Below are 14918 nucleotides of genomic sequence, written 5' to 3'. Positions count from 1 at the left end.
TACAGTTTTGAAAGTGAAAGTGCGAATCTGCTTGCAAACACTCGCCACGATTCTTACGACATTGAAGGAATCCGCGTAATAGACATAGCGCAATGGCTGCTCGAAACAAACACGTCGTTTCGTTTGTGAGCGTTACTTTCTCAGTCGGCTAACTGAGTTTTTAACAGTGTTTTGCCAATCACCGTTACTTTCTCAGTTCGTTAGCTGAGTTAGTAACAGTGCTTCGCCTCTGAGATCTATTTTCTTTACAAACGCGCTATAAAAACAAAAAGGCAGGAGCTTGAGAATATCCCAAACTCCTGCCTTAGAAGAGATTACCTTGCTTACACAAGTTCATAAACTTACAAAAGCAACAAACTTACATAAGCAACAAAAGCAACCTTAAATCACCTTAGCGTTAGGCAGCACGTTGCCGTCTTTATCAACGTTACAACTATGCTCAACAGCAATCGTAATATTGTCAGAGTCAACCGAGTAGAAGCCATCCGTCACCTTAAAAACGTGACGCACGCCTTTCAAATCGTCAACCTTCACAAAACCGTGATCAATCAACGCAAGCACAGCCTCATGTCCAGGAAGCACGCCCATTGCGCCATTCACAGAAGGAATAACCACAAACTTGGCGTCACCTTCCCAAACAGGATGCCTGGCTGCCACCACACTAACGTGCAGCGATTTTACTTGCTTCTCCGACATAATCACGCACCAAACTCTTGCTGCATATCGTGCCAACGACGCTCAAGATCATCAATGCCACCGATACCAGAGAATGCCTGCTCAGGAATCTCATCGTAAACACCATCGCAAATGCGAGTGAATGCCTCAATGGTTTCGTCTGCTGGCACATAAGAACCTGGACGACCAGTGAACTTTTCAGCCACATAGAAGTTCTGACCAAGGAACTGCTCAATCTTACGAGCGCGGCTGACAGTAGTCTTATCTTCCTCACCAAGCTCATCGATACCAATCAAAGCGATGATGTCCTGAAGCTCCTTGTTACGCTGCAAAATAGCCTTAACGCGGTTCGCGCAATCATAATGAGCCTGACCAACGTAACGCGGATCCAAAATTCTAGAAGTAGAAGTCAAAGGATCCACAGCTGGGTAAATACCCTTAGCTGCAATATCACGCGAAAGCTCAGTAGTTGCATCCAAGTGCGTAAAGGTTGTTGCAGGTGCAGGATCAGTGTAATCATCTGCAGGAACGTAAATAGCCTGAAGTGACGTAATGGAATGGCCGCGCGTAGAAGTAATACGCTCCTGTAATGCACCCATTTCATCTGCCAAGTTTGGCTGGTAACCAACTGCGGAAGGCATACGACCAAGCAGCGTGGAAACCTCAGAACCAGCCTGAGTAAAGCGGAATATGTTATCGATGAACAGCAACACATCCTGATTCTGCACATCGCGGAAGTACTCAGCCATAGTCAAAGCGGTAAGAGGCACGCGAAGACGAGTCCCAGGAGGCTCATCCATCTGACCAAAGACAAGCGCTGTTTTCTCCAAAACGCCAGCATCAGCCATTTCGCCAATCAAATCGTTACCTTCACGGGTACGTTCGCCAACGCCAGCAAACACAGACACACCACCGTGATTCTGTGCAACGCGCTGAATCATTTCCTGAATCAACACAGTTTTACCAACGCCTGCACCACCGAACAGACCAATTTTACCGCCCTGAACGTAAGGGGTAAGCAAATCGATAACCTTAATACCAGTTTCGAACATCTGAGTCTTAGACTCAAGCTGATCAAAAGCAGGTGGGTTACGGTGAATTGGCCAACGCTCAGTTATTTCAATGTGCTCGCCAGGCTTAGCATTCAAAATGTTGCCTGTAACATCGAACACGTGACCCTTAGTAACATCACCAACAGGTACAGAGATTGGGCCGCCAGTATCTCGCACTAAAGCACCACGAACCAAACCGTCAGTAGGCTTTAAAGCAACTGCACGCACAGTCGAATCACCAAGGTGCTGCTCAACTTCCAGCGTAATCTCGTGGACGGTATCTCCCTCGGTGTTTCCAACGGTGTTGATATCGACTTTGAGAGCATTGTAAATATCCGGCAGATAGCCGACCGGGAATTCAACGTCAATCACGGAACCCTGAACGCGGGTTACGCGACCAGCTGTTGGATCGACCTCCTGCTCAGCTTCTGGAGGCGCTGTGGTCTGATTTTCAGCCATATGCTCCTAATCCTCCTCATTATTCAGCGCATCAGCGCTGCCGATAATTTCGGTAAGTTCTTGAGTAATGGATGCCTGACGAGAAGCATTAAGCTTTCTTGTCAAATCATCCACCAAATTGCGGGCGTTATCTGTAGCCGTATGCATAGCGTTCTGTCTGCTTGCCGTTTCGGAAGCAGCAGAAGTAAGTAAGCACTCGTGAATACGAGACTGAATATACTTCGGCAAAACAGCATCCAATACTTCATCCGGGCTTGGTTCGAAGCAATACTCCACAGCTTCTGGATTGCTGCGGCTCACTGCTTCTTCACGAGCCGAAACTGCGCTCGTAGACGACAATGCTGCTGAAGGACCAGAAGCTGCTTCATAGTCAGGACGATGCATAGAAAACTCTTCACCGTCCTTCAAAGGAACCAACTCAACTGGCAGCATGCGTAACGTACGAACTTTTTGCCTCACCATATTTATAAATTCAGTGAACACAATATACAGTTCCGAAACTCCGCCTTCTGCTTCCGGCGTCATATAAGCGTCCATTAAAGTATCGGAAATCTTTTCAGCAATAGTAACGTCTGGGTGGTCAGTAGAACCTTCCCAAGTACCTGCCACATCGCGATTGCGATACTTGTAGTAAGTTGCACCGCGTCGACCGTACACGTACAGTTCTGCATGCTTACCTTCTGCATCGAGTTTTGCAAGAAGTGCTTCAGTCTCACGAATAATCGAAGACGTAAACGCACCTGCCATACCACGATCAGAAGTAAGAGCTAAAACTGCTACACGATTGCCAGCATGCTCTTTACCAAAAATAGGATGCTTAATATTTGCTTCGTGATGAGCTACCAACGCCTGCACGGCATCGAAAATTGCGTCACTATAAGGCTTAGCATTAAGCGCAATATCTCGCGCTTTAGCGATATGAGAAGACGCAATCATTTCCTGAGCCTTAAAGATTTTACCCAAAGACTGTGTGGAAATAATTCTCGATTTCAATGCAAGTTGGGAGGACATACGCTACTTCCCCTCAGGCTCGCGACTGTCTGCTTTCGGCTTAGCTACGAGCTGTTCCTTCTCAACAGGAGCAGGGTTTTCAGCCGGCGGCAAAGAATCCTTTACAATCAAAGGCTTGCCAGCAGATGTCTTAAACGTCCTACGGAAATCATCAATGGCTGCATCAAGCTTAGCTTCAGTTTCCTTAGTGAAGTCTTCAGTATCGCGAATTACTTGCAAAATGTCGGTTCCCTTATCCAAGTAATCCAACAATTCGCTTTCGAAACGCAACACATCCTTCACAGGAATATCGTCAAGCTTGCCATGAGTACCAGCCCACACAGAAACAACTTCTTGCTCCATTGCTCGAGGAGAGAACTGCTTCTGCTTAAGTAGCTCAGTCAAACGAGCACCGCGAGTAAGCTGCGCCTTTGAGGCTGCATCCAAATCAGAAGCGAACATTGCGAAGGATTCCAAAGACTTGTAACGAGCCAAGGAAATCTTCAACATGCCGGAGACTTTCTTCAAAGCCTTAGCCTGAGCTGCACCACCAACACGAGACACGGAAATACCAACGTCTACTGCTGGACGCTGACCGGCGTTGAACAAATCAGACTGCAAGAAGATCTGACCATCGGTGATAGAAATCACGTTGGTTGGAATGTATGCAGAAACATCGTTTGCCTTGGTTTCGATAATTGGAAGACCGGTCATAGAACCGCCACCCAAATCGTCAGAAAGCTTAGCACAACGTTCAAGCAGACGAGAGTGCAAGTAGAACACGTCGCCTGGGTAAGCTTCACGCCCAGGTGGACGACGCAAAAGCAAGGAAATTGAACGGTATGCTTCTGCTTGTTTCGACAGATCATCGAAAACAATCAAAACGTGCTTGCCGTTATACATCCAGTGCTGACCGATTGCAGAACCAGTGTAAGGTGCAATGTATTTAAAACCTGCAGAATCAGAAGCTGGACTTGCCACGATTGTGGTGTACTTCATAGCTCCTGCTTCTTCAAGGCTTTGGCGCACTGAAGCAATAGTAGAACCCTTTTGACCGATTGCTACATAAATGCAGCGAACCTGTTTCTTTGGATCTCCAGTTTCCCAGTTAGCACGCTGGTTAATAATCGTATCTATTGCGATTGCAGTCTTACCTGTTTGACGGTCACCAATAATCAACTGGCGCTGACCACGACCTATTGGCGTCATTGCGTCAATAGCCTTCAAACCAGTAGACAATGGTTCATCGACTGGATGACGGTGAATAACGTCTGGAGCCTGGGCTTCAAGAATACGACGCTCACTGCACTCAATCGCACCCAAACCATCGATTGGATTACCCAACGGATCCACAGTACGACCAAGATAAGCGTCACCAACCGGCACAGACAACACCTCGCCTGTGCGGTATACTTCCTGCCCTTCCTCAATGCCTGTAAAATCGCCGAGAATAACGACGCCGATTTCGTGTGCATCAAGGTTGAACGCAAGACCCAAGGTATCGTTCTCGAATGTGAGCAGCTCGTTTGCCATGCAGCCGGACAATCCAGCTACGTGCGCAATGCCGTCACCAGCCGTAACAACATAGCCAACTTCTTGCGTTGGCATGTCGGTAGGCTTATACGAGTCAACAAACCCGTCGAGCGCCTTGCGTATCAGGGCGGGATCAATAGATAGTTCCGCCATAATTCTCCTTAATTTACTACTTCACTGCCTGTGTCCAAGCACCATTTCGCGCAGAACGCTGCAACTGCTTAAGCTGCATCAACATGGTGCGATCGGTTATTTGATCACCGATTTGTATACGCATACCACCAAGTACGTTTGGATCCACAATTGGGTTAATGTATGCACGATGACCCAACTTATTGCTGTAGATTTCAATCAAACGCTTAATTTGCTTATCTGTAAGCGGCTGAGCAGTAGTGACTGTAACCAATGTTTCGCCAGCTTCACGCTCAAATCCTGACCAAGCACCACCGAAGCTACCGGTTTTACCGCTTTCGGCACCTCCGTGCCAAGTTCCTACTAGATAATGCATAATGCGCAATACAACAGGGTGCGCCTTACCTCCAATAAGCTCGTCAATAAGGCGAGACTTATCTTCCGAAGACCTATTCGGATCAGTAATCGCATCAGAAAGCTCAGGATACTTATCAATCATGTCCATCATTGACGAAAGCTCGTCTGAAATGCGCTGCGCTTCATCGTGCGCATCTGAGATGGCCTGAGCAAGCGAAGAACGCGACAAACTATCGTTTACTCGCGATGCCTTTTCTGGCATTCTTACCTCCTCGTTTCTGTAAAAAACGAAGTAATGCAAATAATACAAAATGAAATAACCGTAATTTTATTTTGCGATTATTCAGTTTTGTACATTACTTTACTTGCTTTGATCCGAATTTTTAGTGTCTCCAACTTCATCGATCACATGATCAATAATCTTGGAGCTGACGGTATCGTCATCCAATTTGGATGCAAGAATCTTGCCAGCTAAAGCTGCTGCAAGAACCGACACCTCTCCTTGGAGGCTGGACATGGCATGCTTATGCTGAGCCTCAATGGAATGCTGCGCTTCACTGATAATCTTCGCAGCATCCTTTTCAGCGCGTTGTCTAGCTTCGCCAATAATTTTTGAAGCTTCCGATCGAGCCTCTTCACGAGTCTTTGCAGCATCAGTTTGAGCTTGAGAAAGTTCGTTTTCAATCTGGCTCTTCAACTCGTCTGCTTCACGCTGCACATTAGCAGCCTTAGCCATTCCGCCTTCAATTTTTTCTGCACGCTCGTCGAGAATTGCCTGGAATTTAGGCATAACAAACTTGTAGAAAAACGCTGCAAGAACTACCAAAACTACTAATGACCACAGTACGTCATAAGGCTCAGGCAAGAACAACGCCAACTTATTACTTCCGGCTGCATATGCCATGGCTTGTCCTTTCTATTCTTTCAACACTATTCGTGTTGTGCATTGTAAGTTTTGTTCAGGCTCCCATAATGTAGGAAACGAAGCCAAGCAAGCCCAAAACCTCAATAAATGCCAAGCCGACGAACATAAACAGCTGAATGCGGTTGCCAACCTCTGGTTGACGTGCAGTAGATTCCATAGCCTTAGACACTACTATTGCCATGCCGAGTGCAGGGGAAATAGTTGCTACAGCAAAGCCAAGAATGCTCAGGTTGCCGGTCAAACCTGCAAGAGCGATGATACTATTCATTGGTTTCCTTTCTGTTGAAACAGTAACCAGTATAAACCCGTAAGATATGTAAAATCTGAAAATCTAAACTACTTTTATTAAGCAGCTACAACAGCAGACTTTTCTTCCTCTTCCGGATAACTTTCCGAAATGTAGACTGAAGCAAGCACTGTAAAAATAAATGCCTGCAAGCCAGCTACCATAATTTCGAATAGGGTAAACAGAATGCCACCAAGCAGCCACAAAGCACCGCCTAAGGCAAGGAGTTTATTGCTGGAATCCACCACGAAGAAATTGGTGAATACTAAACAAGTGGCCACCAGCAAATGGCCAGCAATCATATTCGCAAACAAACGAATTGTAAGCGAAAGTGGTCGCACAATTATTAATTCTATGAGCTGCAATGGCGAAAGAATAAAGTAAATCGGCCATGGCACACCCGCTGGGAACAATGCTTCGCGGAAGAATCGCAAAAAACCTTTTTCGCGAATGCCAGCAATAAGATATTGGCAAACAACCCACAAAGCAAATACCAACGGACAAGCAATGGTTGCGGTTGCAGCCATATTTAATCCTGGAATCACAGAACAAAGATTAAAGAAGAAAATAGTGAGGAATAATGTGGACATCATTGGCACATAGCGCTTGCCGCGTTCCTCGCCAATCATTTCGTAAACAATGTTGTAGCGCACAAAATCCATCAAAATTTCAAGCACGCTTTGGAATCTGCCAGGAACAACCTTTGCTCGCATAGCACCAATTCCAAAAATAATCATTACTACTACTGCCATAAGTAAGCGCACTAAAATAATGCGATTCATGGCAAATGGAGTGCCTTGGAACAAAATTTCTGGAGGCAAAAACTCACTAATATTAGGTAGCTCTGGTTTATTCGAAGCTACAGTAGAAGCTACAGTTGTGGTCTTCTGTAAAACATCAACCATTACATCCATAAGTGCCTCCTTATAGCAATTCGTTCACACGCCTCAATTCAGTGCCGCTCACTCACATACTCAATTCATTCATTCTTGCGGCATATATATCAACTAGATCATATGTTTCATATTTCGTAAGGCGCGGGGCACGAAACGAAAAATATATCTAATTGCTGATTGTACTCTTTGCTTGTACATAAAATTACGCAACGTCAAAATTTATTTATTCATACCGTACTTAACTCCGTCAAATGGATAAAAATTATCGGAGCGCGGAGAAGCTGGCTCATGTCTTATAGAACGTTCAGTTCCAAGCCTTCCAGCAGTTCTTAAATGAGGAATATCAGAAAGATTGTAAGGCGTAGTTTCGTACACCCAATTAAGCCAGTTGCGCCAAAGCAAATTCGCGTGCGCGCGCCAAGAAAATAATGGCTCTAATTTTGGATCGTCATGAGGGAAATAGTTGTAAGGAAATGGAACGTTGCTCAAACCTTTTAACATGTCACGCTCATATTCCTGCGCAAGAGTCATTTTGCCATATTCCCAGTGTCCTAGCGCAAAAACTTCAGAAAAATCACGCGTAGCAACTAAGCCCGGACCAGATTCGGGACCATACGTAAGAATTTGTAAACGCTGATCTGCAGAAATGCTGTCAACATCAACACTCGCTATTCTAGAATGCGGTTGTAAAGCGATTTCATCAAAACCATTTGTAAGAAAACAGTACTCATCCTGCAAATATTGCGGGAACACACCAAAAACTTTTTTGCTGAGAACATGCTTTTTTACGCCATATCGATAGTAAAGCGCACCCATTGCACCCCAGCACAAATACATTGTTGAGAAAACGTGTGTTGATGCCCAGTCAAGAATTTGCGTAAATTCGTGCCAGTAGTCGACATCTTCAAATTCCATATGCTCAACAGGAGCTCCCGTCACAACAAATCCGTCGTAATAGTTGTTACGAAGTGCGTCAAGATTTTCATAGAATTTTACTAAATGATCAGCGCTAACATGCGTTGATACATGCGTAGAAGTTTTCATAAAATCGACGTCGACTTGCAAAGGAGACTTAGAGATGAGTCTCAAAAGCTGAGTTTCTGTCTCGATTTTTTTGGGCATAAGATTCAAAATCAACAAACGAAGTGGTCGAACATCCTGCTGTTCTGCTTCTGGGCGTTCCAATGCAAAAATTCGCTCAGCATCTAATATGCTTCGCGCTGGCAATCCTTCAGGAATCTTAATAGGCATGTGTTTATTATACTCCACACTTGTTTATGTTTATTGTGCCTATGTCACTCATGTGCACGAATCGTAAAATTCTAACCAAATACAGCGAGACACGCCCGAAAGTTGACAAATTTAAATTTGCACCTATCGTAGATAGAGCTGCTAAAAGTAGCCGACGCGGGGTGGAGCAGCTCGGTAGCTCGCTGGGCTCATAACCCAGAGGTCCATGGTTCAAATCCATGCCCCGCTACGAATAAGGTCGTAGGTTCTACTTTTAAGAATTCTGCGGCCTTTTCTATTTCCGGAACACGCCATGGAGTGGCTTCATTTAATCTCATATTGACCGACGGTCGTGTCATATCTAATACTTCCGCCAATTCATTTTGCGTACGTCTTTGACCCGCCAAAAGCATACGAATATTCATTGTCACAATCTGATTCAATGTCAAATCCATTATCATTCATCTTTCTTTCCTAAAACCAACTAGCCTTTTCATCCTATCGGTTAGTTACATATATAGTATATCACATATTATGTATTTGTAAAAAAAAACGGACTTGAAACCGTGTAACGAAACAATACGTAAAATCTTTTCTCTACGTATTCTAGTCTATGTTTTTATGTTAAAAATCAAAAGAAAACTACTCCCTAATAGTTGGGAAACATATGTTACACATTGGCTGGAATATCTTGAAGCAAGTGGATATACAGAAGATACGATTAGATGCCGCTACTACAAAATCAGTCGGCTTGCACGCCTACTTAATCAGCCACCAGAAGATATTACAGGACAACAACTTGTTGAGCTTTTTGCACACCAAGACTGGAAACGAGAAACGCGCAAAGGTTATTCTTCAACAATACGCTCGTTTTACTCATACATGATTGAAGAAGAAATTATTGATGTCAATCCAACAGTAAAGTTACCTAAAATTCGTAAAGAATACGCAATACCTCATCCATGTCCTGATTACATCATTCGTGGTGCTTTAGCCCGAGTTAGAGGTAACAAGGAGTATGAAGCCATGCTCAGGCTCGGGGCAGAATGTGGATTACGACGTAGTGAGATAGCACAAGTATCTTCATCCGATATTATGATGCTTAATACTCATCCCCAGCTTCTTGTACACGGTAAAGGACGCAAAGAACGCACTGTCCCCATCGCGCCAGATCTCGCACAAATCATCGCCAACAAGCATGGATACATGTTTCCTAGCAGATGGACCGGTCACGTCGAAGCATCCTATATTGCGCATCACATCTCTCAGCTTCTTGGTAACGGATACTCCACACATAGTCTCAGACATCGATATGCCACTAAGGCATATGAAAGTACACACGACCTTCTCTTAGTATCTAAACTCCTTGGCCACGCTAGTGTAGAAACCACTCAAATATATATCAGTCTCACATTCCCTGATAGCAGTGCCATTACAGAAGCTGTTCGCCTCTAAAACAAGACAATATGAGGGGAGCACACGAGCATATTGACTTTATATCAAAAAGTTGCCAATCGTATTCTCACTACTATGTATAAAGCAAAAGTTATCGAGATTAGGAAAGAAAAATTAGAACGACACTAAGTATGTATATATCTTTCACCTGAATATTTACGTATAGTAAAAACATAGATAGAAAGACGAAGGATAATTATGGCTAATATGGATAAAAATCAGATTATTAAACAAGAAACCGAGATTACGAGACTAGATGCTATTTCTGGTCGCGGTGACCAGAAGCCAGGGAGCAAGAAGAAGCGTAAGCTTATCATCATTGCTACTGCGGTTGTTGTAGTTATAGCTTTGCTGGTTGCGAGTATGCTGGGTGTGAAGTCTTTAAGAGATTCCAAGACTCAAGCGTGCATCCAGGCAAACAGTGCGTACGCCAAAGCGTGGGCACAGTACGAGAAGACACGCCAGGATGCTGATGAAACTGCTAAGACTGTGACTAGTGTGGAGCAGGTTGCAAACGCTAAAACCTACACCACATTCACAGCCCAGCATGCTAAGAGTAAAAAGGTAAGTAAGGCGCAGTCTTTGAATTGTGCTATCTCCTACACTCAGGCTTTCAACGCGACCATGTCTAGTCTTGATAAGACTACAGCACAGCTTAATAAGACCACTAAGGCTCTGAAAAACTCAGTCGTTCAGGTCACAAAGTCGAAGAATGTGAAGGATCTTGAAAATGCTAAGAATATGGTGAAGGCGAAGCTTGATGAGATGAATAATCTGCTCTCCTCATCAGACGGTCAAGTGGCTGATAATGCTACTCGTGATAACCTGCAAAACCAGATAAACACGCTTACCGCAGCGTTGAATGATAAGAAAGCAACCGTCGAGTCTTTGACTAAGGCTCTTGAGCCAGTCCAAGGCGCAATCGACAGTGTAAACGCAAGTATACAAGCGAAGCAGCAGGCAGACGCTGCCGCAGCGGCTGCGGCGCAAGCAGCTCCGCAGGCTCGTTCCCAGTCTGCGGCTCGTACTAGCTCGGGAGCTCCTCGTTCAAGTACTCGTGGTGGGTCTTCTTATAGTGCGCCAGCACAGAATAAGAATTCGGGTGCGGTCGACTGGGATAAATACCTTGCTGACGGGAAAGCATATAATGAATTACATAGAACACCTAATCAATGTCGATATATCTATCGCTGTGGCACTGGATGGAATACCGATGGAACACCAGATGGTGACGGTGATGTAACTAATAGCAAATAGTTTCCATCTTTACTCATTTTCCCTTTACATAGTGGTTGGTTTTAGACGACTTCTAAAACCAACCATTTTTATCAATACCAAATTTTTATTGATATAAAATAAAATTTTTTCATTTTCTCATTACTGAATGTGAAACTTTTTGGTTTCGCATTTCATAATAAGCAATTTGAAAAAGGGAGACTTTTATGTCGCTTTTCGCTAAGCATAAAAGTATGAGAGACAAGATCCGACAAGGTTCACATCGCGCTCTTGCTGGTATCGTTGTCGCATCAACAATGTTGACAGGATCCGCATTTGCCGCTGGCGGTGCCGGATGGACAGGTGGAAACACTGGCGGATCTGGCACATATAAATCGAATACATTCTGGGTTACCGATGATAACCTAGGTTCCGCATCAGATAATGAAGCAGTGGTGCGCGCTATCCAATCAGAAGGTGTAGCCATCGGTAGCTCTGCTACCCGCGAAGCAGCAGCTAGAGCGCAAATTAACGCTGCATTATCCAAGGCTCGCGGTGATTGTGAAACAGAGTATACTGCGCGAGGTGGCACTGGTTCGGCAGACTGCCGCATCTGGGGTGTAGGCTTCACCGCAACAACAGCAGGACCAGGAATCACAAAACCGGAATATAACAATACTTCTAGCGCGCAAGCAACTGGCGCTCAATGGTTATCAGCATGGAACAACGAAACACAGAACGGTACCAGAAAATATAATCACGGCGGTAGCGAATACACAGTGTTTGATGATATTGATTCAGCTAATACACTCGCTTCATTCGCTGCTCAGGGTATGAGTACGCCAAATACTGATTTGATTGTTATCGTTCTTGCAAAAGACCAGCCTAAACTGTGGGACTTTACCCCTGATAAGTCCTGGGTAAAATACTCTAACGGCAAATGGGCAACCGTTATTGATGCGAAGCATACCAACACCACCGGTGCAGACACCCAAACCATCCTTGATGGTGACAAGCTCGGCTCTGTGGTTAACGGTAGCTTGGGCGAGAACCTGGGAGATAGCCTCGACACATTCACCCTGTCTGATGATTACACGGCTGCTGACTATTTGTGGGATCCAGATATGAGTGATGTGCATGTGTATGCTGCTCCAATCCCTGAGGCATCAACTACCGTCTCCTCAGTCGATGACATCATCACTAAGGGTACTGACGTGACAAGCCAGTTCACTATCCAACAGGCTGGCACGACCATTACTGCTACCATGACCAGTCAAGCTCTTGCTGCTGCACGTAGTCTTGCTACCCCTATGCAATACACGCTGCTTATCGGAGGCAAGGCGAATTATGCAAATGGTAAGGGTGCAGCCCAGGTACGCGCTGACGCAGGCAAAAAAGCTACGGATGAAGTCGAGTTTTGTGCTGATCCAACCACAGGCGCAGCCCTCAATTCTCATGGTTTGAAGAATAAAGGCTCAGAGTCTGCCGCGGGCAAGACAAAGACTACGAACGAACCATACGTGTGTGGTTACGTTCCACCAGTAGCAAAGGCAGTCATATCTGAGGCCTCTCAGGGTGGTGACCAGGACGATATTAATGGTAAGAGTGTCATGCCAGGACAGAAGCTGGAATACGAACTCACTAGCGAACCAACCATTCCAAACAACCTGAGTTATGCTATCGAGTCTGTTGCATTCACTGACACGTATGACCAGTATCTTGAGCTTGACAAGCAGACTATCGAGCTGCGTGACCTTGAAACCGGTCGCACCATCAGTAAGAAGAACTACACGCTTACTGCAGATACCGAGAAGCATGAGTTTACTATCGAACTCAACAAGGATTACGTGACAGCGAATATGACCGCGGGATCTAAGCATCGTTTCCAGGTTCGTTTCGAAGGCACGGTATCCAAGAACGCTCCAACAGACCATAGTGTGGATAATCAGTGGGGTTTGAAACTCAACAATAGTTTGACCTCGTCTAACGTGGTATCGAATAAGCCGGTAGAGCCAAAGCCTGAAAAGAAGGATGAAACCAAGACTGGTATCAATATTGATGGCAAGACCGCATACGTAGGAGACGATATTTACTACCGTCTCACTTTAAGCGCAGCCACGTTGAAGGACACTGCGTATAAGGTTCACCGTCTCGGCATGATCGATGACTATGATGATGAGTACTTGCAGCTCAATGACAAGAATATCGAAATCCTAGACGCAGCCGGTAAGGACGTCACCAACAAGTTCAATATCCAGGTTAAGGATGGTGTCGTCTACGTGTTCGCTAAGACCGTAGACACGGAGTATCTCGGAGATATTCTTCCAGGGGATCCACAACCAACAGATTTAAAGGCCTACGCTGGCAAGGTATTGGATGTGACAAAGGATCCTGCAATCGACCAGTCTCTCCTTGGTCAGGATTACACCATCGTGCTTCCTATGACAGTCAAGCAGGTCAAGGACGGGTATGTAGTGAAGAACACTGCCACCCAGATTACAAACGATCGCAAGGATGTAACGAACACGGTAACTAACCCGTTAAAGGTTATTAACCCGAAGAAGGATGTGACTGTTAAGGTTAATGGCGAAAGTGCGAATGGTAAGAGTATTTATAAGGATCATCAGTTCTTGTATCGTCTCGATAGCTCCAAGATCGCTGGTAACCGTGCCTACAAGCAGATCAAGAATTGGCGCATCGTGGATGATTATGATGAAAAGTTTGACAAGCTAACCGGCCAGTGGGCAGTCTATGTCAACAACGACATTAAGCTCGCTGACGGCACTGTGATCTCCAAGGGTAGCCGTATCGACGGTAGCGGTGTTGATGCCGGATATTTCACTTTCACCGAGGCTAATGGTGCGTTTACTGTAGAGGCAACACAACAGTTCCTTGATATTGCATCTGCTATGGATAGTGACTTGTCCTGGACAGCGTACGTGCAAATGACCCGTTTGGGCGTAAGCGATCGCGTAGAAAACACGTTCGTGGAAACCATGAATGATGTTGAACGCGAATCCAATATGGTGTGGACCAAGACCCCAGACCAGACCCCTGCTATTAAACTCATCAAGTACGACGCAGCATCTGGTCTTGAAGCGGGAGACCGTAACACACCAAGCGAAGCCTTGAAGTCTACCAAGAACGGCACCAAGATTGTGTTCCGTATCATCAACACCGGTAAAGTCAACCTGACCAAGATCACGTTAGATGATAAGACTATCGCAGGCTCCGGTACGGTAACTAATCTGGAGTATCCAGCAAACTGGTCTAACCTGGTATTAAAGCCTGGCGAATACGTAGAAGTCAAGGGCACGTTGACTGGTATGAACACGATGAATCATACCGACCGTGGTCACACGACTGGTACACCTATCGTGCCATGCGCATCCCATAACGATCACCCATTCGACCCAAACGGTGGAGATAATGGTAATGGTGGTAATACGGGTGTGTGCTATGACACTCCAGTCGAAGATTCTGATGATTGGAACGGTGTTACTGCTGCACCATTGGCTCAGACTGGTAGCGCGGTCGTGTCTATCGCTATCGCTGCTCTTGCAGCCCTGGGCGCAGGAGCAAGCATCATGATCACTAAGCGTAACAAGGAAAATGCTCGTAAGCATTAACCCGTAAACACGCTTAGTATTAACTGGCGAGGGGTCGCACATGCACACGGGACTATCTCCGTGCAATGGTGTGGCCCCTCACTC

General features: G+C 45.4%; 13 protein-coding genes and 1 tRNA gene. 4 read left to right on the top strand and 10 right to left on the bottom strand.

The window, feature by feature from the left end; genetic code table 11:
* Nucleotides 1–381 precede the first annotated feature (381 nt).
* The 9 genes from HXT57_RS00535 to HXT57_RS00495 all read right to left on the bottom strand — a co-directional run bounded on the left by HXT57_RS00535 (nt 382) and on the right by HXT57_RS00495 (nt 8556).
* Complete coding sequence (locus HXT57_RS00535; RefSeq protein WP_033888552.1) at nt 382–696, bottom strand: F0F1 ATP synthase subunit epsilon; 315 nt, start codon at nt 694–696, stop codon at nt 382–384.
* A 2-nt stretch (nt 697–698) separates the two neighbouring features.
* Nucleotides 699–2186, bottom strand: a complete 1488-nt coding sequence (gene atpD / locus HXT57_RS00530) for a F0F1 ATP synthase subunit beta (protein WP_012913756.1) — start codon at nt 2184–2186, stop codon at nt 699–701.
* 6 nt (nt 2187–2192) lie between these two features.
* The gene (locus HXT57_RS00525; protein ID WP_004574170.1) at nt 2193–3197 is read right to left on the bottom strand and encodes a F0F1 ATP synthase subunit gamma; all 1005 of its coding nucleotides are present in this window, start codon (nt 3195–3197) and stop codon (nt 2193–2195) included.
* A 3-nt stretch (nt 3198–3200) separates the two neighbouring features.
* Entirely contained in the window at nt 3201–4862 is a 1662-nt protein-coding gene (gene atpA / locus HXT57_RS00520; RefSeq protein WP_012913755.1) for a F0F1 ATP synthase subunit alpha, read from the bottom strand.
* 16 nt (nt 4863–4878) lie between these two features.
* Nucleotides 4879–5460, bottom strand: coding sequence for a F0F1 ATP synthase subunit delta (locus HXT57_RS00515; protein ID WP_064621453.1), 582 nt, complete (start codon nt 5458–5460; stop codon nt 4879–4881).
* Nucleotides 5461–5559: 99 nt separating this feature from the next.
* Nucleotides 5560–6102: a F0F1 ATP synthase subunit B gene (locus HXT57_RS00510; RefSeq protein ID WP_004109948.1), complete on the bottom strand. Its 543-nt coding sequence runs from the start codon at nt 6100–6102 to the stop codon at nt 5560–5562.
* A gap of 55 nt (nt 6103–6157) precedes the next feature.
* Nucleotides 6158–6391: an ATP synthase F0 subunit C gene (gene atpE / locus HXT57_RS00505; RefSeq protein ID WP_004109950.1), complete on the bottom strand. Its 234-nt coding sequence runs from the start codon at nt 6389–6391 to the stop codon at nt 6158–6160.
* A 77-nt stretch (nt 6392–6468) separates the two neighbouring features.
* Nucleotides 6469–7323, bottom strand: coding sequence for a F0F1 ATP synthase subunit A (gene atpB, locus HXT57_RS00500; protein ID WP_004109952.1), 855 nt, complete (start codon nt 7321–7323; stop codon nt 6469–6471).
* Nucleotides 7324–7524: 201 nt separating this feature from the next.
* Nucleotides 7525–8556, bottom strand: a complete 1032-nt coding sequence (locus tag HXT57_RS00495; RefSeq protein ID WP_004109954.1) for a homoserine O-succinyltransferase — start codon at nt 8554–8556, stop codon at nt 7525–7527.
* A 155-nt stretch (nt 8557–8711) separates the two neighbouring features.
* On the opposite strand from HXT57_RS00495, the gene HXT57_RS00490 reads away from it, so the two are divergent.
* Nucleotides 8712–8785 (top strand) — tRNA-Met (locus tag HXT57_RS00490).
* On the opposite strand, the gene HXT57_RS00485 is transcribed toward HXT57_RS00490, so the two are convergent.
* Nucleotides 8745–8948 carry a helix-turn-helix domain-containing protein gene (locus HXT57_RS00485; protein ID WP_408609799.1) on the bottom strand — a complete coding sequence of 68 codons (204 nt, stop codon included), beginning with the start codon at nt 8946–8948 and terminating at the stop codon, nt 8745–8747. The genes HXT57_RS00490 and HXT57_RS00485 overlap by 41 nt on opposite strands.
* 208 nt (nt 8949–9156) lie before the next feature.
* Here HXT57_RS00485 and HXT57_RS00480 point away from each other — a divergent pair, with 208 nt between their 5' ends.
* The 3 genes from HXT57_RS00480 (at nt 9157) to HXT57_RS00470 (ending at nt 14834) form a co-directional block, all read left to right on the top strand.
* Nucleotides 9157–9990, top strand: coding sequence for a tyrosine-type recombinase/integrase (locus HXT57_RS00480; protein WP_116431970.1), 834 nt, complete (start codon nt 9157–9159; stop codon nt 9988–9990).
* 198 nt (nt 9991–10188) lie between these two features.
* Nucleotides 10189–11247 (top strand): hypothetical protein, encoded by a 1059-nt coding sequence (locus tag HXT57_RS00475; protein ID WP_004109958.1) that lies wholly within the window; start codon nt 10189–10191, stop codon nt 11245–11247.
* Between the two features lie 185 nt (nt 11248–11432).
* Complete coding sequence (locus HXT57_RS00470) at nt 11433–14834, top strand: LPXTG cell wall anchor domain-containing protein (RefSeq protein ID WP_009993957.1); 3402 nt, start codon at nt 11433–11435, stop codon at nt 14832–14834.
* Nucleotides 14835–14918 lie beyond the last annotated feature (84 nt).

The organism is Gardnerella sp. KA00771 (genome assembly GCF_049244045.1).
In the GTDB taxonomy this organism is placed as follows: Bacteria; Actinomycetota; Actinomycetes; order Actinomycetales; family Bifidobacteriaceae; genus Bifidobacterium; species Bifidobacterium swidsinskii.
The sequence above is the reverse complement of the archived record's forward strand: the minus strand, read 5'-3'. Positions and strand labels throughout refer to the sequence as shown.

Coding starts and splice junctions, on each gene's coding strand:
- HXT57_RS00515 (WP_064621453.1), bottom strand. CDS start 5,460: ATGCCAGAAAAGGCATCGCGAGTAAACGATAGTTTGTCGCGTTCTTCG.
- atpB (WP_004109952.1), bottom strand. CDS start 7,323: ATGGATGTAATGGTTGATGTTTTACAGAAGACCACAACTGTAGCTTCT.
- HXT57_RS00535 (WP_033888552.1), bottom strand. CDS start 696: ATGTCGGAGAAGCAAGTAAAATCGCTGCACGTTAGTGTGGTGGCAGCC.
- HXT57_RS00485 (WP_408609799.1), bottom strand. CDS start 8,948: ATGCTTTTGGCGGGTCAAAGACGTACGCAAAATGAATTGGCGGAAGTA.
- atpA (WP_012913755.1), bottom strand. CDS start 4,862: ATGGCGGAACTATCTATTGATCCCGCCCTGATACGCAAGGCGCTCGAC.
- HXT57_RS00525 (WP_004574170.1), bottom strand. CDS start 3,197: ATGTCCTCCCAACTTGCATTGAAATCGAGAATTATTTCCACACAGTCT.
- atpD (WP_012913756.1), bottom strand. CDS start 2,186: ATGGCTGAAAATCAGACCACAGCGCCTCCAGAAGCTGAGCAGGAGGTC.
- HXT57_RS00475 (WP_004109958.1), top strand. CDS start 10,189: ATGGCTAATATGGATAAAAATCAGATTATTAAACAAGAAACCGAGATT.
- HXT57_RS00480 (WP_116431970.1), top strand. CDS start 9,157: ATGTTAAAAATCAAAAGAAAACTACTCCCTAATAGTTGGGAAACATAT.
- HXT57_RS00510 (WP_004109948.1), bottom strand. CDS start 6,102: ATGGCATATGCAGCCGGAAGTAATAAGTTGGCGTTGTTCTTGCCTGAG.
- HXT57_RS00470 (WP_009993957.1), top strand. CDS start 11,433: ATGTCGCTTTTCGCTAAGCATAAAAGTATGAGAGACAAGATCCGACAA.
- atpE (WP_004109950.1), bottom strand. CDS start 6,391: ATGAATAGTATCATCGCTCTTGCAGGTTTGACCGGCAACCTGAGCATT.
- HXT57_RS00495 (WP_004109954.1), bottom strand. CDS start 8,556: ATGCCTATTAAGATTCCTGAAGGATTGCCAGCGCGAAGCATATTAGAT.